This is a genomic window from Nocardioides sp. Root151, assembly GCF_001427925.1.
In the GTDB taxonomy this organism is placed as follows: Bacteria; Actinomycetota; Actinomycetes; order Propionibacteriales; family Nocardioidaceae; genus Nocardioides.
Genome location: NZ_LMGG01000004.1, coordinates 86,484 through 107,491 on the forward strand (window position 1 = coordinate 86,484; position 21,008 = coordinate 107,491).

24 protein-coding genes and 1 pseudogene are annotated in these 21,008 nt (G+C 69.2%); 22 read left to right on the forward strand and 3 right to left on the reverse strand.

What is annotated here, in order from left to right:
- Window positions 1-43 precede the first annotated feature (43 nt).
- Window positions 44-2,056 carry a sulfatase gene (locus tag ASD66_RS08895; RefSeq protein WP_056890737.1) on the reverse strand — a complete coding sequence of 671 codons (2,013 nt, stop codon included), beginning with the start codon at window positions 2,054-2,056 and terminating at the stop codon, window positions 44-46.
- Between the two features lie 227 nt (window positions 2,057-2,283).
- Between ASD66_RS08895 and rpsP the strand changes: the two genes are divergently transcribed.
- From rpsP to ASD66_RS08955, 13 genes and pseudogenes are all read left to right on the forward strand, one after another.
- The gene (gene rpsP / locus ASD66_RS08900; protein ID WP_056890738.1) at window positions 2,284-2,811 is read left to right on the forward strand and encodes a 30S ribosomal protein S16; all 528 of its coding nucleotides are present in this window, start codon (window positions 2,284-2,286) and stop codon (window positions 2,809-2,811) included.
- A gap of 5 nt (window positions 2,812-2,816) precedes the next feature.
- On the forward strand, window positions 2,817-3,059 hold the full coding sequence (locus ASD66_RS08905) for an RNA-binding protein (protein ID WP_056676322.1): 243 nt from the start codon (window positions 2,817-2,819) through the stop codon (window positions 3,057-3,059).
- Window positions 3,060-3,138: 79 nt separating this feature from the next.
- Window positions 3,139-3,684 carry a ribosome maturation factor RimM gene (rimM, locus tag ASD66_RS08910; protein ID WP_235530019.1) on the forward strand — a complete coding sequence of 182 codons (546 nt, stop codon included), beginning with the start codon at window positions 3,139-3,141 and terminating at the stop codon, window positions 3,682-3,684.
- A pseudogene (gene trmD, locus ASD66_RS25195) lies at window positions 3,684-4,355 on the forward strand (tRNA (guanosine(37)-N1)-methyltransferase TrmD); the annotation flags it as partial. The gene rimM and the pseudogene trmD, both read left to right, overlap by 1 nt.
- A gap of 171 nt (window positions 4,356-4,526) precedes the next feature.
- Window positions 4,527-4,865 (forward strand): GNAT family N-acetyltransferase, encoded by a 339-nt coding sequence (locus tag ASD66_RS25200; protein WP_327152719.1) that lies wholly within the window; start codon window positions 4,527-4,529, stop codon window positions 4,863-4,865.
- 218 nt (window positions 4,866-5,083) lie between these two features.
- Entirely contained in the window at window positions 5,084-5,434 is a 351-nt protein-coding gene (gene rplS / locus ASD66_RS08920; protein ID WP_056676326.1) for a 50S ribosomal protein L19, read from the forward strand.
- Window positions 5,435-5,472: 38 nt separating this feature from the next.
- On the forward strand, window positions 5,473-6,348 hold the full coding sequence (gene lepB, locus ASD66_RS08925) for a signal peptidase I (RefSeq protein WP_082563500.1): 876 nt from the start codon (window positions 5,473-5,475) through the stop codon (window positions 6,346-6,348).
- The gene (locus ASD66_RS08930; protein ID WP_235530020.1) at window positions 6,345-7,157 is read left to right on the forward strand and encodes a ribonuclease HII; all 813 of its coding nucleotides are present in this window, start codon (window positions 6,345-6,347) and stop codon (window positions 7,155-7,157) included. Before lepB ends, ASD66_RS08930 begins: the two co-directional genes overlap by 4 nt.
- Entirely contained in the window at window positions 7,154-7,462 is a 309-nt protein-coding gene (locus ASD66_RS08935; RefSeq protein WP_056676328.1) for a DUF2469 domain-containing protein, read from the forward strand. Before ASD66_RS08930 ends, ASD66_RS08935 begins: the two co-directional genes overlap by 4 nt.
- 149 nt (window positions 7,463-7,611) lie before the next feature.
- Window positions 7,612-7,980 carry a YraN family protein gene (locus ASD66_RS08940; protein WP_056676331.1) on the forward strand — a complete coding sequence of 123 codons (369 nt, stop codon included), beginning with the start codon at window positions 7,612-7,614 and terminating at the stop codon, window positions 7,978-7,980.
- Window positions 7,980-9,578 (forward strand): YifB family Mg chelatase-like AAA ATPase, encoded by a 1,599-nt coding sequence (locus ASD66_RS08945; RefSeq protein ID WP_056676338.1) that lies wholly within the window; start codon window positions 7,980-7,982, stop codon window positions 9,576-9,578. Before ASD66_RS08940 ends, ASD66_RS08945 begins: the two co-directional genes overlap by 1 nt.
- Window positions 9,575-10,714: a DNA-processing protein DprA gene (gene dprA, locus ASD66_RS08950; RefSeq protein WP_056890740.1), complete on the forward strand. Its 1,140-nt coding sequence runs from the start codon at window positions 9,575-9,577 to the stop codon at window positions 10,712-10,714. The genes ASD66_RS08945 and dprA overlap by 4 nt, the downstream gene beginning before the upstream one ends.
- Before the next feature lie 183 nt (window positions 10,715-10,897).
- Window positions 10,898-11,797 (forward strand): tyrosine recombinase XerC, encoded by a 900-nt coding sequence (locus ASD66_RS08955; protein WP_056679135.1) that lies wholly within the window; start codon window positions 10,898-10,900, stop codon window positions 11,795-11,797.
- Window positions 11,798-11,805: 8 nt separating this feature from the next.
- Here ASD66_RS08955 and ASD66_RS08960 read toward each other — a convergent pair whose 3' ends face one another.
- The gene (locus ASD66_RS08960) at window positions 11,806-12,411 is read right to left on the reverse strand and encodes a peptidoglycan DD-metalloendopeptidase family protein (protein WP_082599515.1); all 606 of its coding nucleotides are present in this window, start codon (window positions 12,409-12,411) and stop codon (window positions 11,806-11,808) included.
- Between the two features lie 439 nt (window positions 12,412-12,850).
- On the opposite strand from ASD66_RS08960, the gene rpsB reads away from it, so the two are divergent.
- From rpsB to ASD66_RS08995, 7 genes are all read left to right on the forward strand, one after another.
- A complete protein-coding gene (gene rpsB, locus ASD66_RS08965; protein WP_082599419.1) occupies window positions 12,851-14,017 on the forward strand; it encodes a 30S ribosomal protein S2 in 1,167 nt (388 codons plus the stop codon).
- Between the two features lie 119 nt (window positions 14,018-14,136).
- On the forward strand, window positions 14,137-14,949 hold the full coding sequence (gene tsf, locus ASD66_RS08970; RefSeq protein ID WP_056676346.1) for a translation elongation factor Ts: 813 nt from the start codon (window positions 14,137-14,139) through the stop codon (window positions 14,947-14,949).
- Between the two features lie 144 nt (window positions 14,950-15,093).
- Window positions 15,094-15,846, forward strand: coding sequence for a UMP kinase (gene pyrH / locus ASD66_RS08975; protein WP_056679138.1), 753 nt, complete (start codon window positions 15,094-15,096; stop codon window positions 15,844-15,846).
- Between the two features lie 66 nt (window positions 15,847-15,912).
- On the forward strand, window positions 15,913-16,467 hold the full coding sequence (frr, locus tag ASD66_RS08980) for a ribosome recycling factor (RefSeq protein ID WP_200950049.1): 555 nt from the start codon (window positions 15,913-15,915) through the stop codon (window positions 16,465-16,467).
- A gap of 10 nt (window positions 16,468-16,477) precedes the next feature.
- Window positions 16,478-17,353, forward strand: coding sequence for a phosphatidate cytidylyltransferase (locus ASD66_RS08985; RefSeq protein WP_056676352.1), 876 nt, complete (start codon window positions 16,478-16,480; stop codon window positions 17,351-17,353).
- A 7-nt stretch (window positions 17,354-17,360) separates the two neighbouring features.
- Window positions 17,361-17,657: a hypothetical protein gene (locus tag ASD66_RS08990; protein WP_056890741.1), complete on the forward strand. Its 297-nt coding sequence runs from the start codon at window positions 17,361-17,363 to the stop codon at window positions 17,655-17,657.
- A 13-nt stretch (window positions 17,658-17,670) separates the two neighbouring features.
- Window positions 17,671-18,198: a histidine phosphatase family protein gene (locus ASD66_RS08995; protein WP_056890742.1), complete on the forward strand. Its 528-nt coding sequence runs from the start codon at window positions 17,671-17,673 to the stop codon at window positions 18,196-18,198.
- On the opposite strand, the gene ASD66_RS09000 is transcribed toward ASD66_RS08995, so the two are convergent.
- Entirely contained in the window at window positions 18,176-18,874 is a 699-nt protein-coding gene (locus ASD66_RS09000) for a hypothetical protein (RefSeq protein WP_056890743.1), read from the reverse strand. The genes ASD66_RS08995 and ASD66_RS09000 overlap by 23 nt on opposite strands.
- Window positions 18,875-18,969: 95 nt before the next feature.
- Here ASD66_RS09000 and ASD66_RS09005 point away from each other — a divergent pair, with 95 nt between their 5' ends.
- Window positions 18,970-19,812, forward strand: coding sequence for an META domain-containing protein (locus ASD66_RS09005; protein WP_162254258.1), 843 nt, complete (start codon window positions 18,970-18,972; stop codon window positions 19,810-19,812).
- Between the two features lie 25 nt (window positions 19,813-19,837).
- The gene (gene rlmN, locus ASD66_RS09010; protein ID WP_056676367.1) at window positions 19,838-20,962 is read left to right on the forward strand and encodes a 23S rRNA (adenine(2503)-C(2))-methyltransferase RlmN; all 1,125 of its coding nucleotides are present in this window, start codon (window positions 19,838-19,840) and stop codon (window positions 20,960-20,962) included.
- The last annotated feature ends 46 nt before the right edge of the window (window positions 20,963-21,008 follow it).

Here is a 21,008-nt window from a genome sequence, read left to right on the forward strand (position 1 = left end):
GCCGGGGCGGTTTTGTTGGCACGAGTTTTCTGCCGTCCGCACGTCAGCCTCGACGGCGCGCGGTGACTCCGTCCAACGTGATCGTCCCGTCGTCGAGCCGGACGCTCGTGGCGTAGCGGTAGTGCGCCCGCACCGTGGGGTCGCCGAGGTCCAGCACGCCGCCGGTGTCAGCGGTGAACAGGAACTCCCAGCCCGAGCCCTGGTCGGCGTACGCCGTGGCGACGTGGCCGCGCAGCACGAACGCATAGCGGGCACCCGGGCCGGTGAGGTCGACGGTTCCGTCGAGGTTGCCGTGGGGCTCCTGGCCGGCGGTGACCAGCCGGCCCTTGCTGCGCAGGTCGAAGCCGACCCGCTTGTGGCCGTTGTGGTAGCGGAACAGCAGATAGTTGTCGGCGTCCTTCGCGACACCCACGAACACCGTGTCCTGGGTGCCGGCCTCGGCGAATGCGCCGGTGTCCAGGACGAGTGCCACCTCGTCCGAGCCGGGAGCGACCTCCGAGCGGAGCACGACGTGGGTCAGTTCCTCGGCGCTGACCGAGAGCTGTCCGTCGGCGACTCCGACCGTGCCGACGGGGCCGCCGGTCGGAACCGGGAGCACGGTCCAGTGCGACAGGTCCGCGTCGAAGCGCTCGTCCAGCTCCAGGATCGGGTACGCCGTCTCCGACGGCGTGGGTGGGAACAGGTCCACCTCGGCGATGTGGGCCTCGAGCAACGCACGCAGCTGGCGCGCCTTGGCGGGGTGCCGGCGGCTCACGTCGGTGGTCTCGCCCGGATCCTGCACCAGGTGGTAGAGCTCGGAGCGGCCGTCGCGGAGGTACTGCACGAGCTTGAACTGCCCGTGCCGCACGGCCGCGTGCGGGTGGGTGGCGCCGATGAAGTGGGGGTACACCCAGAACATCGGCCCGCGGTCGACCTCGCCCGTGTCGGTGAGCACGGGGGCCAGGCTGACGCCGTCGAACTCGGCGCCCGGACGGCCACCGGCGAGCGCGAGTGCGGTCGGCAGGACGTCGATGGTGCTGGTCAGCTGGGCCGTACGGCGACCGGCCGCAACCGTGCCCGGCCAGTGGGCGACGAGCGGGACCCGGATACCGCCCTCGTAGAGCTCGCCCTTGCCGCCGCGCAGGGGCCGGTTCGCGTCGCGGTAGGGGCCGCCGTTGTCGGAGGTGACCAGGAACAGGGTGTTCTCCGCGAGGCCGAGCTCCTCGAGCGTGGCCGCGATGCGCCCCACCTGGTCGTCGACGCACTCGAGCATCGCCGCGAGCTGCGGTCGGTTCGGAGCCTGGTCCGCTCCGGGCTTGGCGGCGTACTTCGCGACGAGCTCCGGTTTGCCGTGGAGGGTGGTGTGCACCGCGTAGTTGGAGAGATGCAGGAAGAACGGCTCGTCGCGGTGACGGGTGATGAACTCGACGGCCTCGGTGGTGAGCCGGTCGGTCAGGTGCTCGCCCGGTTCGCGGGCAGGGAGCTCGGGCATGAAGAAGTAGGGGTGGAAGTAGTCGCCGTCGGCGATGTACTGCTGCTCCGAGACGAGCACCTCGTCGAACCCGTGCGCGAACGGGTTGCCCGGCCGCTGGTCGTACGCACCGCTGTAGGTCTCGGTCAGGTGCCACTTGCCGACCAGGCCGCTGACGTAGCCACGCGGGCCGAGGACGCCGGGGACGGTGGGGATGTCGGGGGAGAGGTACTTGTTGCTGGCTGCCGGCTCCTGGCGCAGGAAGTCGGTGATGCCGGTCCGCACCGGATAGAGGCCGGTGACCAGGGCGGCGCGGGTCGGCGAGCACAGCGGCGCGGCGGCGTACGCGTTGTCGAACTGCAGTCCCTCGGCGGCGAGGCGATCGATGTTCGGCGTCTCGTTGAACGTGTTGCCATAGCTTCCGAGCTCATCCCAGCCGAGGTCGTCGATCGACAGGAAGACCACATTCGGTCGATCGGCCCGGGGGCGCGCCCTGACCGGCCCGGTCCCCGCGTTCGCTGCGGTCGTGCCAGCTGCGGCGACGAGACCAGTGGCGGCCATCCCGCGCAGGACGGTGCGCCGGGTGGTTGCGGTGGTGATCGACATGGAGCCCCCTGTTAGACGAGTAAGTCAACTTGACAACAGCAGTATGCAGCATGCGAAGTGGACCGGATTTCAACCCCCGACGGATGTCTGGCAGAATCTCCCGCTGAGTCCTGCGCAGATGGCCCCTCTCATCCGGACGCACGGGATCCACAGAATTCGTCCGACCTGGTCCCCACCCGGCCCCGGGCAGTTCACCAAACCACAATTGTCGAGGAGACACCCACAACGTGTCCGTCAAGATCCGTTTGAAGCGCATGGGCAAGATCCGTGTGCCGCAATACCGCATCGTCATCGTCGACTCGCGCAAGAAGCGCGACGGCAAGGTCATCGAGGAGATCGGTACCTACCGTCCCAAGGAGGAGCCGTCGTTCATCTCGGTGACCTCCGACCGGGCGCAGTACTGGCTCGGTGTCGGCGCGCAGCCTTCCGAGGCCGTTGCCGCGATCCTCAAGATCACCGGTGACTGGCAGAAGTTCAAGGGCCTGCCGGGCGCGGAGGGCACCCTCAAGGTGGCCGAGCCCAAGCGCGACAAGCTCGAGATCTTCAACGAGGCGCTCAAGGAAGCCGGTAGCGAAGCCAAGGGCGACGCGGTGACCAAGAAGGCCGAGAAGGCCGACAAGAAGAAGGCCGACAAGGCCGACGACGCTGCTGAGGCGCCGGCCGCCGAGGCTGCTGCCGAGGTTCCGGCGTCGGAGACCCCTGAGGTCGCCGCCGACGAGGCCGAGGCCGCCGAGACCAAGTCCGACGAGGCCTGAGTCCCATGCTGGCTGACGCGCTCGAGCACCTGGTCCGCGGCATCGTCGACAACCCCGACGACGTCTCGGTCCGCGACAAGCAGATGCGCCGTGGCTCGGTCCTCGAGGTGCGCGTGCACCCCGACGACCTGGGCAAGGTCATCGGTCGCGGTGGTCGTACGGCGTCCGCGTTCCGCACCGTCATCTCGGCCCTCGCGGGTCGCGGTGGCGCGCGGGTCGACTTCGTGGACGTCGACCGCCGACGCTGAGCAAGAGCTTCACCGCTTCCGGGCGCATCTCCTCGCGGGGATGCGCCCGGTCGCCATTTCCGACGTTAAGGTTCTCCGCGTGGAAGAGATCGAGCTCGTGGTGGGTCGCATCGGCAAGCCGCACGGCATTCGCGGCGAGGTGACGATCGACGTACGCACCGACGAGCCGGAACGACGCTTCGCCGTCGGTACGACGTTGCGCGCCGAGCCGCCCAAGGGGTCGGCCAGCCGGGTGCGCGCGGTGACGGTGAGGTCGTCGCGCTGGCACCAGGGTGTGCTGCTGCTCGGCCTCGACGAGGTCTCCGACCGCAACACTGCCGAGACCGTGCGCGGACTGGTCCTCCACGCCACCATCCCCGTGGACGCCACGCCCGACGACCCCGACGAGTTCTACGACCATCAGCTGGTCGGACTCGAGGCGCACAACCTCGAGGGTGAGGTGCTGGGCACGGTCACCGGCCTGGTCCACGGGGGCGCCCAGGACCTCCTCCAGATCCGTACCCCGGACCGCCGCGACACCCTCGTCCCGTTCGTGAAGGCGTTGGTGCCCGAGGTCGACCTGGCCGGCAGGCGCGTGGTGGTGGCCGACCGCCCGGGCCTGGTCACGCCCCTGGACGACGACTGATGCAGATCGACGTCCTCACGATCTTTCCCGACTACCTGGCCCCCCTGGAGCTCTCGCTGCCGGGTAAGGCGCGGGCCAAGGGGCTGCTCGAGCTGCACGTCCACGACCTGCGGCAGTGGACCACCGACAAGCACCACACCACCGACGACACCCCCTACGGCGGCGGTGCCGGCATGGTGATGAAGCCCGAGCCGTGGGGCGCGGCGTTCGACGCGCTCGACATCGACGGCGCGACGGTCGTCTTCACCACCCCGAGTGGTGCGCCGTTCACCCAGGCGATGGCCGCCGAGCTGGCCGGCCACGAACGACTCGTCTTCGCCTGCGGGCGCTACGAGGGCATCGACCAGCGGGTGATCGACCACGCCCGCACCCGCGCCGACGTCCGCGAGATCTCCATCGGCGACTACGTGCTCAACGGGGGAGAGGTGGCCGCGCTGGCGATCACCGAGGCCGTCGTGCGCCTCATCCCGGGCTTCATGGGCAACCCGGAGTCGCTGGCCGAGGAGTCCCACGAGGACGGACTGCTGGAATACCCGGTCTTCACCAAGCCGGCGTCCTGGCGCGACCTCGACGTCCCGCCCGTGCTGCTGTCGGGCGACCACGGCAAGATCGCCGCGTGGCGCCACGAGCAGGCCGTACGCCGCACCGCCGAGCGCCGCCCCGACCTGCTCCACGCCTCCCAGACGATCGACGCGGGGGATCTTGCCGACCTCGAGGTGCGACCCGCGACCCGTGGCGACGCGGGCGAGATCCTCACGCTCCAGAAGGCCTGCTGGGTGCAGGAGGCGCAGGCCAACGCCGCACTCGACATCCCGCCGCTGCGCGAGGGCCTCGACGACGTCGTGGCCTCCCTGGACCGGTGGACGACCCATGTCGTGCGTGCGGAGGGCCGCTTGATCGCCTCCGGCCGCGGACGGCTCGACGGCTCGGCATGGGACGTCGGCCGGCTGATGGTGGCCCCCGACCTCCAGGGTCGCGGACTGGGTCGCTGGCTCCTGTCGTACGTCGAGGGGCTGGCGCCCGAGGGTGCCACGTCGTACGCGCTCTTCACCGGCGCCGGGAGCGCCGAGAACCTGCGGATGTACAAGAAGGCCGGCTACCGGCTGCGCGGAGAGCTCGACGGCCACCCCGGGGTCGTCGTACTCACCAAGCGCCGGCCAGAGCAAGTCCGGATTTTCTGACCCGCGCGAGTCTGTGGCAAACTTCTCTCTTGGCCCAGTCGGCCGAAGGACTGCTCCGAGTCTCCCGTGATGGGTGAGCGCGGGGAGTCCGCGCCAGATCTCCTGCCACAGGGGGAATCGGCGCCGCCGGCCATCGCACTGGTCCGACCCGATCGATCACCGCTGAAGAATTTCAGCACTGTCCGCGGCTGACCTGTGGCACTCGCGAGGAGATAGACATGACCAACGTCATTGACGAACTTGCCAAGGCCAACCTGCGCTCCGACGTCCCGGCCTTCCGCGCCGGTGACAACATCAAGGTGCACGTGAAGGTCATCGAAGGCAGCCGCTCGCGCGTCCAGGTGTTCCAGGGCGTCGTGATCCGCGTGCAGGGCTCCGGCATCGGCCGCACCTTCACGGTCCGCAAGGTCTCCTTCGGCGTCGGCGTCGAGCGCACCTTCCCGCTGAACTCCCCGATCTTCGAGTCCATCGAGATCGTGACCCGCGGTGACGTCCGTCGCGCCAAGCTCTACTACCTGCGCAACCTGCGCGGCAAGGCTGCCAAGATCAAGGAGCGCCGCGAGGCCTGAGCACTCGGCCTGACCGCAGCACGGTTAGGCTCTGTCGCGTGACTTCTGAAGACCGCGACGCCCTCCCCGAAGAGGACGGAACCACTGGTTCCGAAAACGACAAGGGTCAGGCGTCGCGGTCTTCGCATTCCGACAGCGCCCCGGACCCTGACGAGGAGAACCCGTTGTCGGAGACGACCGCACCCGCAACCGCCCCCAAGGGCAAGAAGAAGCGCAAGCAGCTGCCGGTCTGGCAGGAGACAATCCTGCTGGTGGGGGTCGCGCTGGTGCTGGCGATCATCATCAAGGCCTTCTTCGTGCAGGCCTTCTACATTCCGTCGGAGTCGATGGAACCGGGGCTCAAGGTCAACGACCGCATCCTCGTGCAGAAGGTCTCCTACTGGGGCGACGGTACGCCGCAGCGCGGTGACGTGGTGGTCTTCAAGGACCCGGGTGGCTGGCTCGGACCCGAGGACTCCGAAGGCCCGACGAACCTCGTCGCGAAGGCGATGGCCAAGGTCGGTCTCTACCCGACCGGGGGACACCTGGTGAAGCGGGTGATCGCGGTCGGCGGCGACCACGTGGTGTGTTGCGACAAGCAGCAGCGTCTGTCGATCAACGGTCACCCGATGGACGAGAGCGCCTACGTCAAGGGCGACGCCGAGTGCGCCGCGCCCCAGAGCCCGGTCAACTGCAAGCTCGACGTCACCATCCCCGACGGCTACCTGCTGATGATGGGCGACAACCGCGGCAACTCGCGCGACTCCACGGCCCACATGTGCGCGAACCCGAAGCGTGAGCAGTGCCCGCCGACCCGCGGCCTGGTCCGCGTCGAGGACGTCGTCGGCAAGGTCTTCGCCCTCGTGTGGCCCAAGGACAGGTTCCACCGGATCAAGCGTCCCGCGGTCTTCGAGGACGTCCCCGACCCGAAGTGACTGCAGTGGGCGCCTCACACCGACCGACGTTGCGGCTCGAACGCAGTCTCCTGCGCGAGGGCCGCACCTACCTCGCGGCCGCCGACGAGGTCGGCCGTGGAGCCCTCTGCGGCCCGGTGACCATCGGCATGGTGGTGATCACCGAGGCCACCCGTACGGCGCCCCAGGGCGTGCGGGACAGCAAGCTGCTCAGCGCGAAGGTGCGTGAGCGCCTCGTCCCGAAGATCCAGCGCTGGGCGGTCTCCTACAGCGTGGGCCATGCCAGTCCCGACGAGATCGACGAGTTCGGCATCATGGTCGCGCTGCGGATGGCCGGACACCGGGCGCTGGCCGGGCTCTCCGTCGAACCCGACCTGGTGCTCCTGGACGGCAACCACGACTACCTGACGCCGCCGGTGCAGCCCGGGCTCTTCGGTGAGGTGCCGACCGCGGTCGTCGTACCTCCGGTGACGACGGCGATCAAGGCCGACCTGCGCTGTGCGGCCGTGGCGGCCGCGAGCATCCTGGCCAAGACCGCCCGTGACGCCCAGATGGTCGAGCTCGGTGCGCGCTACCCGGCGTACTGCTGGCAGGAGAACAAGGGCTACTCCGCCCCCGACCACCTCGAGGCCCTGGCTCGGCTCGGCCCGACCGCGCACCACCGGCGTTCGTGGAACCTGCCCGGGGTCGGCGCCTCGGCTGCGGAGATCGCGTCAGCCATCGCCGAGGTCGAGGACGCCACGCCGCTGGTTGAGGAGGTCGCTCTGAGACCGTCTCGAAACCAGCACCTAGACTCGCCGCAGCCGCCGAACCACGAGGAGTGCTCATGAGTGCCGAGGATCTCGAGAAGTACGAGACCGAGATGGAGCTCAACCTCTATCGCGAGTACCGCGACGTCGTCTCCATCTTCAAGTACGTCGTCGAGACCGACCGGCGCTTCTACCTCTGCAACGCGGTCGACGTGAAGGCGCGCACGGAGTCGGGCGACGTGTTCTTCGAGGTGTCGATGAGCGACGCGTGGGTGTGGGACATGTACCGCCCCGCGCGGTTCGCCAAGAACGTCAAGGTGCTGACCTTCAAGGACGTGAACGTCGAAGAGCTGGCCGCTTCCGACTTCGAGCCGCCCAAGCCCTGATCGTCAGGCCCTGATCGCCAAGCCCTGGCTGGCTTCCGGCCCGCTTTTCGTGCACGTGCAGGTTCGCGTCCACGATCTCCACAGGCTGAGCCCTCGCCGTACGGCGCCGTCGTCCGCTGCCGCCAGTCTTGGCGCAGGAGGTCAACGACATGGGTTCACGGGCAGCACGACAGCAGGCACTCGGTGCGTACGGCGAGGCGATCGCGGCCAGGCATCTGGTCGACCGCGGGATGATCCTGGTCGACCACAACTGGCGATGCCCCGACGGTGAGATCGACCTGGTGCTGCGCGACGGCGCCGAGCTGGTCTTCTGCGAGGTGAAGACCCGCCGGTCGGTCTCGCACGGGTCGCCGATGGAGGCCGTCACCACGACGAAGTTCGCCCGGATGCGCCGCCTCGCCTCGGCGTGGATGGCCGCCAACGGGGTCCACGCGGTCGACGTGCGCTTCGACCTGGTCGGCATCGTCGCGCCGCACGCCGGTGCCCCGACCGTCGAGCACGTGGCGGGGGTCTGCTGATGGCCGTCGCCACCGCCCACTGCGTCGCCCTCGAGGGGGCCATCGGTCACCTCATCGACGTCCAGGTCGACGTCTCCCAAGGCGTGGTGGTGACCAGCTTGGTCGGTCGCCCGGACGCCTCGATCAACGAGGCCCGCGACCGCTGCCGCACCGCGATCTCCAACAGCGGCTTCGACTGGCCGGCCACGAGACGGGTGACCATCCTGCTGTCGCCCGCCGACCTGCCCAAGCGCGGCACCCACTTCGACCTCGCGATCGCGGTGGGCGTGCTCGCTGCCGCCGACCCGAAGAACACCCTGCGCGACGCGCTCGAGGGCACGGTGATGATCGGTGAGCTCACCCTCGACGGACGGCTGCGCACGGTGCCCGGTGTGCTTGCGATGACCATGGCCGCCTCGGCCCGCGGCTTCCGTCGGGTGTTCGTGCCCGAGCCACAGTCCGCGGAGGCGGCACTGGTGCCCGGCATGTCCGTGTTCGGGTTCCGCTCCCTGGCCCAGGTCATCGCCGAGCTGCGCGGGCTGGAGGTGCCCGACGCTCCGTCGGTCGACTGCAACACCTCCGGCAACCTGCTCACCTGGCAGGGCGACCACCGCCTCGACGAGGTCGACATGGCCGACATCATCGGCATGGACGACGCCCGCTACGCGATGGAGGTGGCCGCGGCCGGCGGGCACCACCTGATGCTGACCGGTCCGAAGGGCGCCGGAAAGACCTCGCTCGCCGAGCGCATCCCCGGCATCCTTCCCGACCTCGCGCTCGACGAGGCCCTCGAGCTGACCGCGATCCTGTCGCTCTCCGGAGTGCTCGACGGCGGCCAGGGGCTGATCACCAAGCGGCCGTTCTTCGCGCCACACCACTCGGCCTCCAGGGTCAGCCTGCTCGGCGGCGGCACCGGTCGGGTGCGTCCCGGTGAGATCAGCCGCGCCCACCACGGCGTGCTCTTCCTCGACGAGTTCCCCTTGTTCAACAACGACATCATCGAGGCGCTCCGCCAGCCACTCGAGTCGGGCGAGGTGACCATCGCGCGCGGCGAGGAGACCGCGACGTACCCCGCCCGGGGCATGTTCGTGCTGGCCTGCAACCCGTGCCGGTGCGGCAACTACTCGTCCGACCCGGTGAGCGACTCGTGCAAGTGCAAGGAGGTCGTCCGGCGTGACTACCGGCTCAAGCTCGAGGGCCCGGTGATGGACCGCATCGACATCACGCGTCACGTCAGGCCGGTTCCGAAGTCGGCCGGCCGCGACCCGCTGAACAGGCCGGAGAGCTCCTCTTCGATCCGCGCGCGGGTCACCGCGGCGCGGCGCGTCCAGACCGAGCGGTACGCCGGACTCTCCTGGCGCATCAACGGACAGGCTCCGGGCCCCGTGCTCCGCGATCGCTGGCCGTTGACCGACGAGGCAGCCACCCGACTCGACGAGGCGATCTATGGGGGAGAGATCACCCGACGCGGTGGCACCCGGGTGCATCGCCTGGCCTGGACGGTCGCGGACCTGGCCGGGGTCGAGCAACCCGGACTCCCCGAGGTGGAGACCGCCCTGGCACTGCGCACCGGCCAGCCACTGGCCCTGTCCGCCCTGTCCGGACGAGCGGCCGGATGACCGCCGCGCATGACGAGCGGTTGGCGCGCATCGCCCTGGGCCAGCTGGCCGAACCGGGAGACGTCCGCATCCGCCACCTCGTCGACGAGATGGGCCCTGCCACGTTGCACGACGCGCTGATGAACGACCGCGGTCCCGACGGACTGCTGAGTGATCTCGCGGTGCGACTTGCCGACCTCGATCCGGTGGGCGACCTCGAGCGGGCCCGGCGACTCGGCATCAGATACGTCGTGCCCGGTGACGACGAGTGGCCGGTCCAGGTCGACGACCTGGGCTCGTGCGAGGTGGTTCAGGACCGCACGGGTGCGCCGCTCGGCCTCTGGGTGAAGGGGCCGTTGCGGCTCGACGAGATCGCCGACTCGGTCGGCGTGGTCGGCTCACGCAGCGCCACGACGTACGGCGCCGAGATGGCCGGCGGCATCTCCGCCGAGGTTGCCGCCACCGGCACGTGCGTGGTCTCCGGTGCTGCGTTCGGTATCGACCAGGCGGCGCACCGTGGGGCGTTGTCCGCTGGCGGTCGCACCGTCGCGGTGCTCGCCTGCGGTGTCGACCGCGCCTACCCGGCCGCCCATGCGAGCCTGATCGACTATCTCGCCGAGCACGGTGCCGTCGTCTCCGAGCTGGCGCCCGGATGCTCGCCGATGCGGTCGAGGTTCCTGGCCAGGAACCGCCTGATCGCGGGACTGACCCGGGGCACTGTCGTCGTGGAGGCAGCCGTGCGCTCGGGCGCGTTGAACACGGCCAACTGGGCAACCCGGCTGAACCGGCCCTTGATGGCGGTGCCCGGCCCGGTGACCAGTGCGCAGTCCCAGGGAGCCCACCAGCTCATCCGCACCGGGGCCGCCGAGCTGGTCACCCAGGGCTCGGAGGTGCTCGAGCTGGTGAAGCCCGCAGGGGAGTACCTCTTCGAGGAGCCACGAGGCCCCGAGCGGCGCCGCGACAGGCTGCGCTCCCGGGAGGCCCAGGTGCTCGAGGCGGTCCCGGTCGTCACCCCGGCCGGCGCGGCCTCCATCGCGCGCACGGCGGGTATCGCGCTGGTCGACGTGGCCAGGGCCTTGTGCAAGCTCGAGTCCGGAGGACTGGTCTCCCGCGGTCTGGGCGGATGGACGCTCACGGAGGCCGCCCGTGAACGCTGAACTGTTCTCCACAGGCGGGCGTTCGACGCTTCCGGCTTGCTTCGCGCCTGCGCAATGTGGGGCCACTGCGCACCTATGCTCGGCGATGTGGAGGACCAAGGCGGCGAGCCGGATCGAGCCGGGCGGCCGGAAGAGCCGGCGCCCGAGCCAGACGAGGCCGCGAACGAGGTCCTGCCCGAGGCGATGATGCGGGTCTTGGCCGACTACGAGCGCCATCTCGTCTCTGAACGCGACCTGACGCCGCACACCGTGCGTGCCTACATGGGCGACGTCTCGTCCATGCTCGACCACGCCCATCGACTCGGCCACGATGACGCCTCAAGTCTTGATCTCAGAAGCCTGCGCAGCTGGCTGGCCAAGCAGCAGACCGTCGGGAAGTCACGCACCACGATCGCCAGGCGGGCAACCGCAGCCCGGGTCTTCACGGCCTGGCTCGCGCGGACCGGACGCTCGCTCACCGATGCCGGGAAGCTGCTCGCCTCGCCGAAGGCGCATCGGCCGCTGCCGGACGTGCTCCGGGCAGACGAAGCCCGTGAGCTCGTCGAGCAGGCGGCCGCGCTCGCCGATGACGGCAGCCCGGTCGGCATCCGCGACGTGGCGATGCTGGAGCTGATGTACGCCACCGGCATGCGGGTGGGGGAGCTGTGCGGCCTCGACGTCGACGACCTCGACTTCGATCGCAACGTCGCCCGTGTGCTCGGCAAGGGTCGCAAGGAGCGCATGGTGCCGTTCGGTGGTCCCGCGTCCAGGGCGCTCAAACGATGGCTGGACCACGGGCGACCGCACCTACGTGTTGAGGGTGCAGGACCGGCACTGTTCCTCGGTGCGCGGGGCAAGCGGATCGACCAGCGTGCGGTGCGCACCCTGGTGCACAAACGGATCCGCGAGGTGCCGGGCGCTCCCGACATCGGGCCGCACGGGCTGCGGCACACGGCGGCCACCCACCTGCTCGAGGGCGGAGCCGACCTGCGCACGGTCCAGGAGCTGCTCGGTCACTCGTCGATGGCGACCACGCAGATCTACACGCACGTGACCAGCGAGCGCCTGCGGGCGGCGTATGCACAGGCCCACCCGAGGGCCTGACGGGCAACTCAGGCTTGGCCGAGCAACCCGAGGATGCCGCCCGACGTCGGGGCGCGGTGGTCGATCGAGCCACGGCCCGGGATACCGGAGAGGAGCGGTACCGCGAGCCCGTCGAACGGCAGCAGCCGCACCCGCTGCGAGCCGACGAGGTCGAGTGGGTCGAGGTAGACGTCGTCGACGTTGCGGATCCAGCCCCAGTGCAGGCAGGCCGAGGGCAGGCAGTGCGAACCGCGTGCCTCGAGGCGGCCGATCGGCGTGCCGGCCTCGACGGCGGTGCCGACGGGAGCCGTGGCCACCACGGGTTCGTACGTCGTGCGGGTGTCGCCGTGGGACACCACGACGACCGAGCGGCCGGCGATCACGCCGGTGAACGACACGGAGCCGGGGAGCGCGGAGCGCACGACCTGCCCCGGAGAGCCGGCGAGGTCGACGCCACGATGGCCTCGTCCCCACCGCGTGTCCGGGGGGTCGAATCCGGTCACGACGGCGGGGCGAGGAGCGAGTGGCCAGACCCCTTGGGGGTCGTCACCCGCCACAGCGGACCCGGTGCCCACACCGAGTCCCAGCAGCTGGGGGGTCAGCAGCAGGGGGAGGAAGAGGAGTCGGATTCGCATGTCGATCAGGATGCCCGTCAGCCCGGTTCGCCGAGCGTCAGAGGACGCGACCTGTGGAGAAGTGAGGCGCCGGATCGCATGTGCGTGGAAACCGGTCGAGAGGGGGCCGAGTCCGGGCGAACTCACGACGGGTCGGCGATTGGTGGGGTTCGGCCCTCATCAACTAGTCTGGTCACCGCAATCCATCCGTGGATTGACTTCGCACGCTCGCAGACCACGACGTACCTCCCGGGGTACGACCACCCGTGGGCGACGTACCTCAGTTCCGGCCCCGGCCGGATTGGTTCGCCGCGCGGCGTCAGGGCAGTCGGCACCCGTCGGCTGTGGAACTGAAAACAACGCTGGTCCGCACGCTGGCCCGCCTCTCCGACGCCGATCACCGGCCGGGAGCAAGGCAGGCACCAACGGTGCGCAGGCCACACCATCAGAAAGTAGAAACATGGCAGTCGTCACCATGCGCCAGCTCCTCGAGAGCGGCGTCCACTTCGGACACCAGACCCGTCGCTGGAACCCGAAGATGAAGCGCTTCATCATGACCGAGCGCAACGGCATCTACATCATCGACCTGCAGCAGTCGCTGGCCTACATCGACCGCTCGTACGCCTTCATCAAGGAGACGGTCGCCAAGGGCGGCGTCGTGATGTTCGTCGGCACCAAGAAGCAGGCCCAGGAGGCCATCGCCGAGCAGGCGACCCGCGTCGGCATGCCCTACGTCAACCAGCGTTGGCTCGGCGGCATGCTCACCAACTTCCAGACGGTGCACCAGCGGATCAACCGCCTCAAGGAGCTCGACGAGATCGACTTCGACGACGTCGCGGGCTCCAACCGCACCAAGAAGGAACTGCTTCAGATGAAGCGGGAGCGCACCAAGCTCGACAAGACCCTCGGTGGCATCCGCGAGATGACGCGTACGCCGTCCGCCGTGTGGATCGTCGACACGAACAAGGAGCACCTGGCTGTCGAGGAGGCGCGCAAGCTGCGCATCCCGATCATCGGCATCCTCGACTCCAACTGCGACCCCGACCTGGTCGACTTCCCGATCCCGGGCAACGACGACGCGATCCGCGCTGTCGGCCTGCTGACCCGCGTGGTCGCCGACGCCGTCGCCGAGGGCCTCATCGCCCGCTCCGGTGGCAAGTCCGAGGGCACTGCCGAGGAGCCGCTGGCCGAGTGGGAGCGCGAGCTCCTCGAGGGTGACGCCGCCAAGACGGCCGCCGAGGCCACCGGTGGCGACGCCACCGACACCCCGGCCGCCGAGGCCACCGGTGCCGCTGCGGAGGCCCCCGCGGCCGCTGCCGTCGCCGAGGCCGCTGTCGAGGCTCCCGCCGAGGCCGCTGTCGAGGCTCCCGCCGAGGTCAAGCCGCTGGCCGACGTCCCCGCCGGTGAGTTCGGTGCCGACTCGGCTCCGGCCAACGAGGACGGCTCGGCTCCCGAGGGCTTCGAGATCAAGGGCAACAAGGACTCGATGAAGTTCCACGCGCCGACGAGCCCCTGGTACGGCCGCACCATCGCCGAGGTCTGGTTCAAGACCGCTGAGGCTGCCGAGGCCGCTGGCTTCGTCAACGCCGAGCACAAGGCAGACGAGAAGGCCGACGACAAGGCCTGACGACCCGGGCCGCGAGGCCTGAGCCGTACGCATTCGCTTCACCGGCGGCCGCGCCCAACGCGGGCGCGGCCGCAGTTTCAATCTCATGTGAAACATCTGAACTTCGAGGAAGAAGGATCATGGCTAACTTCTCCGCAGCCGACGTCAAGCGGCTCCGCGAGCTCACCAGCGCCGGCATGATGGACTGCAAGAAGGCGCTCGACGAGGCCGACGGTGACTTCGACAAGGCCGTCGAGCTGCTCCGGGTCAAGGGTGCCGCCAAGGCTGCTGCCCGTGGCGCCGAGCGCGAGGCCTCCGCCGGCCTGGTCGCCAGCTCCGGTGGCGCCCTCGTCGAGCTGAAGAGCGAGACCGACTTCGTCGCCAAGAACGAAGAGTTCATCGCCACCGCCCAGCGCATCGCCGAGGCTGCTGACGCCGCCAAGGCCGCCGACACCGAGGCCCTCAAGGCGGTCGAGCTGGACGGCAAGACCGTCGGCGAGGTCGTCGAGAGCCTCGCCATCACCATCGGCGAGAAGATCGAGCTCGGCAACGTCGCCTACTTCGACGGCCCGGTCACGGTCTACCTGCACAAGCGTGCCGCCGACCTGCCGCCCGCCGTGGGCGTCCTGGTCGAGTACGAAGGCGACGAGGCCGCTGCCAAGGCTGCCGCGATGCAGGTTGCCGCGCTCAAGGCGCAGTACCTCACGCGTGACGAGGTGCCGGCCGACATCGTCGCCGCCGAGCGCGACGTCCTGCAGAAGAAGACGATCGAGGAGGGCAAGCCCGAGGCTGCCGTCGCCAAGATCGTCGAAGGCCGCATCGGCGGCTTCTTCAAGGAGATCGTCCTGCTCGAGCAGGAGTCGGTCGTCGAGAGCAAGAAGACGGTCAAGGCCGTCCTCGACGCTTCCAACACCACCGTGAAGCGCTTCGCCCGCTTCGAGGTCGGCGCCTGACCCCAGGTCCACACAGCTCCACCCGTTCAGGGGCGGTACGACGAACGCGTCGTACCGCCCCTGAATGCATTGCGGATCACGTGGAACCTCGTCTCGGAGCGGCCCGTCGGGTTCGACCGGGACACCGACACTCAAGTAGGTTGCATGACGACGATCGACCTCCTCGAAGGGAATGCCTCCGTGACGCCGTACAAGCGAGTCCTGCTCAAGCTCTCCGGTGAGGTCTTCGGTGGTGGCCAGGTCGGTGTCGACCCCGACGTGGTGCAGAAGGTGGCGGCCGAGATCGCCGCCGTCGTGCGTGCGGGAACGCAGATCGCGGTCGTGACCGGTGGAGGCAACTTCTTCCGGGGAGCGGAGCTCCAGCAGCGTGGCATGGACCGCGTGCGCGCCGACTACATGGGCATGCTCGGCATCGTGATGAACTGCCTGGCGCTCCAGGACTTCCTCGAGAAGGAAGGCATCGACACCCGCGTGCAGACCGCCATCACCATGGGCCAGGTCGCCGAGCCGTACATCCCGCGCCGCGCCATCCGTCACATGGAGAAGGGCCGCGTGGTCATCTTCGGCGCCGGCATGGGCATGCCGTTCTTCTCCACCGACACGGTCGCCGTGCAGCGTGCGCTGGAGAGCAAGTGCGACGTCGTGCTGGTCGCCAAGAACGGCGTCGACGGTGTCTACACCGCCGACCCGAACGTCGACCCGACTGCCACGAAGCTCGACAGCGTGACCTACTCCGACGCCATCAGCCGGGGCCTGCGCATCATGGACCAGACCGCCTTTGCGCTGTGTGGAGAGAACAAACTGCCGATGGTGGTCTTCGGGATGGAGCCCGAGGGCAACATCCTTCGCGTCGTCCAGGGTGAGAAGATTGGCACGCTCGTGAGCGCGGACAGCTGACCCAGCGGTGCCGACCGCCGTACGACGACCACCAGCCACATCCGTAGCGAACTAGGAGAAACCGTGATCAACCAGGTCCTGTCAGAAGCCGACCAGAAGATGGGCAAGTCGGTGGAGGCGACCCGCGAGGAGTTCGCAGCGATCCGCGCCGGCCGGGCGAACCCCAGCATGTTCAGCAAGCTGGTCGCCGACTACTACGGCACGCCGACGCCGCTGCAGCAGCTGGCCTCGTTCACCTCGCAGGACGCCCGCACGATCCTGATCGCACCCTTCGACATGAGCGCCATCGGTGCCATCGAGCGGTCGATCCGCGACTCCGACCTCGGCGTCAACCCGGCCAACGACGGCAAGACGCTCCGCTGCGTCTTCCCCGAGCTGACCGAGGAGCGCCGCAAGGAGTACATCAAGATCGCCAAGGCGAAGGCCGAGGACGGCCGGGTCTCGGTGCGCAACGTGCGCCGCACGGCCAAGCAGTCGCTGGAGAAGCTCGAGAAGGATGGGGAGGTCGGCAAGGACGACGTCACCGGTGCCGAGAAGAAGCTCGACGCCTCCACCAAGAAGCACACCGACGCGATCGACGACATGCTCAAGAACAAGGAAGCCGAGCTGCTCGAGGTCTGAGCACCCCCTGATGACTGCTGCCACGCCACCCGCCGCGCCCAAGAAGGACTACGGCCGCGCCGGACGAAACCTCCCCGCCTCGATCGCCTCCGCGGTCGTGCTGCTGGGGGCCATCGCCCTGTCGCTCGCGTTCTGGAAGACCGCGTTCATGGTCATCGTCGCGGTCGCTGTCGTGGTGGCCGTGTGGGAGCTTCGGCGCGGGCTGCTCACCCACGACATCGACCTGCCCGAGCAACCCCTGATGGTGGGCGGCATCGTGATGGTCGTCGTCGCCTACTTCTGGGGCGCCCCGGCGCTGGTCACGGCCACGGCAGTCTCCGCCCTGGTGATCATGCTGTGGCTGCTGCGCCGCGGCGTCGACGGCTACGTCAAGAACGCCACGGCGTCCGTCTTCACGCTGATCTACGTGCCGTTCCTCGGCTCGTTCGTGGCACTCATGCTCGCCGAGGGCGGCGCCACCGGCTTCGAGCGTTGGGACGACGGGGTCAAGGGGATCCTCACGTTCATCCTCATGACGGTCGCCTCCGACATCGGCGGGTACGTCGCCGGGGTGCTCTTCGGCAAGCACCCGATGGCCCCGGTGATCTCTCCCAAGAAGTCGTGGGAGGGCTTCGCCGGCTCGTTCATCGCGTGTGTCGCCGCCGGCGTCGCCCTGGTCGTCCACCTGCTCGAGGGCGACTGGTGGGTCGGCGTGATCCTCGGCGCGATCGCAGTCGTGATGGCCACTCTGGGCGACCTGTGCGAGTCGGTGATGAAGCGCGACCTCGGCATCAAGGACATGTCGCAGATCATCCCCGGCCACGGCGGCCTGATGGACCGACTCGACTCCCTGCTGGCCACCATCGCCCCGATCTGGCTGCTCCTGCACTACCTGGTCTTCAACTAGTCGACCGATGAGCGACAACGCCAGCCGCGCCATGTCGCTCGAGGGCGGTGCGCTCGGCGGGCCGGTGATCGTGTTGCTGGGCTACGTGATCGGCGGTCGCCTGGGCATCGTCTGGAGCGATCCGCTGCTCCTGGCCCTGTTGGGGCTGCCGATCCTGGTTGCCGCACCCTTCCTGCTGCTCCCGCGCCGACGCGCCGATGCGGTCAGGTTCATCGTCGGATCCTTGCTGGGCATCGCGATCCTGGTCGTGGTGGTCGTCGGCGGCATCTCGCTGGTGGCCAACATGCTCTCGGACCCGGCGTGAGGCGGCGAGGTCGATGACCCTGTTCCTGGTCCGTCACGGGCGGCCCTTGCCGGTGGCCGGCGTACCCGCTCACCTGTGGTCGCTCGACCCCACGGGCTTCGATGCCGTGTGGGCCCTGCGCGACGCGTTGCCGGCGCGGGCGGCGTGGTTCAGCTCTCCCGAGCCGAAGGCGACCGAGACGGCGCAGCTGCTGACCGACGGCCAGGTCGGCGTCATCGACGAGCTTCGCGAGCACGTGCGTGAGAACACCGACTGGATCGACGACTTCGAGGCGGTGGTTTCTGCGGCCTTCGACGCCCCCGGCGTGGCGGCGTACGACGGGTGGGAGCCGCTGGCCGCCTGCCGGGACCGCGTCGTCCCCGCCGTACGCCGAGTGCTGGACGTGCACCACGACCAGGACGTCGTGCTGGTCGGGCACGGCACCGCGTGGACGCTGGTCGTCGCCGCACTCTCGGGTCAGGCGCCCGACCTGGAACGCTGGGCGGCACTGGCCATGCCCGACGTCATCGTCGTCCGGGTCACCAGCCCAGGACGACCTTGAGGCCCGAGCTGATCAGCCTCTGCCACTCCGACTCGCTCCATTGGCCCTCGGGCGCGCCGTACTGCACGGCGATCAGGTAGGTGCCGAGTGAGCGGGCGACGAACCGCGATCGGTACGTCACGCCCGCGGCGGTGACGTAGGTCAGGTCCTGCTTCACGAACTCGACCGTGCCGTGGTCGGTCTGCAGCAGTGCGGTGCCGTACGTCGGCGTGCTGACCTTCGAGATCTGGGAGTTCTGGGACAGCTCTGCGTGGTACTTCACCAACCAGGCCTTGGAGTCGGCCGCGTCGCTGGAGTTCGATCCGGCCTCCTTCAGCTGGTACGACGTGAACAGGGCGTCGCTGCCGTTGCGGGTGAGCTGGTTGACGCCCTTCTGGTCGCGGGTGGTGAACGTCCAGCCCTTGACCACCACGGGGAAGGCCCACATCGGTGCCGTTCCCGGCTGCTGGGCGTCGGTGGTGAGCGGCAGCTCGGTGAGGCCGTCGGGTGGAGTGCCGGTCGGATCCGTCGGGTCCGTCGACTCGGTCGGGTCCGTCGAGGTGGTGCCGTCGTCGGGGGAGGCGGCCGACGAGCTGGAGGTTCCGGCGTCGTCGGACGAGTCGTCGCAGGCAGCATGGGCGAGCAGGGCGGTGCAGACGAGCGTGGCCGCCAGGCCTCGACGTACGTGGAGCTGCATGGTGTGCCTTTCGAGAGCGGAACCGTCGGCGCGTCCGACCCGTCCCATCCATGCCCGGTGCGAGGGTTTTGGAAACACGGCGAAAAGGTGACGCGATGAGCAGGTTGACGGTGTTGTTGGTGGGGCTGCTCCTGGTCGTCACAGGGTGTGGCACGGAGAACGACTCGGAGGGCGTGGACCAGTCGTCCGACCAGTCCGCCAGCCAAACGCCCAGCCAAACGCCCAGCCAAACGCCCGGCCAGTCGTCCGGTGAGTCATCGCTCAGCGGCTCCTGGGTGGTCACCGCGATGGAACAGGACGGACAACCCCGCGACCTCGCGCCCGGCACCACGGTCACCTTCGAGTTCACCGACGAACGGGTCACCGTGGCCACCGGGTGCAACGGGCTGTTCGGCACCTACCGGTACGCAGACGGCACCCTCAGGATCTACGGACTGGGCGGCACGATGATGGGCTGCGGTGGCCCGCGGATGGAGCAGGAGGCCTGGCTGAGCGAGCAGCTCGTGAAGTCGATCAAGGTCGAGCCGGAAGACGGGCTTCGCCTCACCACCGACGAGGCCGCGTTCGTCCTCGAAGAAGCGCCGAAGGTCGAGGACACCACGCTGGCAGGCACGACCTGGAAGCTCGACTCACTGATCGACGGCCAGACGGTGAGCTCGGTGCCGCAGGGCACGACTGCGAGTCTCACCCTCACCAGTGACGGCACGCTCCAGGTCGACACGGGCTGCAACACCGGCGGGGGATCGGTGAAGGTAGGCACCGCGACCCTCCGGGTCGGGCCGCTGATGACCACGAAGATGGCCTGTGTGGATCCTGCGCGCCAGCAGGTGGAGGCCGCGTTCACCAAGGTGCTGAACGGGACCGTGGGCTACACGGTCGAGGCGGACCGGCTGACGCTCACCAAGGGTGACTCGGGTCTGGGATTCACCGTGAAGTGACCTTGGGTGGGACACTGGGTCGGTCATGAGTGAGCCGATCAAGACCCTGCCCCTCGTCTTCGACGAACCCCGCGGACGCAAGAAGCCCCCGCGGCACCTTGCCGACCTCGACGAGGCCGGCCGCAAGGACCTGCTCACCGAAGCCGGTCTGCCCGGCTTCCGCGCCAAGCAGCTCTCCAACCACTACTTCTCCCGGCTGGTCGACGACCCCGCCGAGATGACCGACCTGCCGGCCGGGCAGCGCGACGAACTGGTCTCGACGCTGCTGCCGAGCCTGATGACCCCGCTCCGCACGCTCGAGGCGGACAAGGGCGCCACCGTCAAGACGCTCTGGAAGCTCTTCGACGGCGCCCTGGTCGAGTCCGTGCTGATGCGTTATCCGGGCCGGGTCACCATGTGTGTCTCCAGCCAGGCCGGCTGTGGCATGGCCTGCCCGTTCTGTGCCACCGGCCAGGGCGGCCTCCAGCGCAACATGTCGACCGCCGAGATCGTCGAGCAGGTCGTTGCCGGTGCCCGCGCGCTCCAGCGTGGCGAGGTCGCCGGTGGCCCCGGTCGGGTCTCCAACGTGGTCTTCATGGGCATGGGCGAGCCGATGGCCAACTACAAGGCGATGATCGCCGCCGTACGCCGCTTCGTCGATCCGTCTCCCGCCGGGCTGGGCATGTCCGCGCGCCACATCACCGTCTCCACGGTCGGCCTCGTGCCGCGCATGAAGCAGCTGGCCGAGGAGGGCATTCCGGTCACGCTGGCGCTCTCGCTCCATGCGCCCGACGACGAGCTCCGCAACGAGCTGGTGCCGATCAACACCCGCTTCTCGGTCGCCGAGACCGTCGAGGCCGCGTGGAACTACGCGGCCGTCACCAAGCGTCGGGTCTCGATCGAATACGCCATGATGCGCGGCATCAACGACCAGGCGTGGCGCGCCGACCTCCTCGGCGACGTGCTCAACTCGTACGGCGACTGGGGCTGGGTGCACGTCAACCTGATCCCGCTGAACCCGACCCCCGGCTCCAAGTGGACCGCCTCAGACCCCGCCGACGAGCGTGAGTTCGTGCGCCGCCTCGAGGCCAAGGGCATCCCCACCACCGTGCGCGACACCCGCGGCAGCGACATCGACGGAGCCTGCGGCCAGCTCGCCGCCGTGGAGTAGTCGACCCGTCGCCAGTTTCGGTCGACCTGTCGTGAATTCGCCCCGC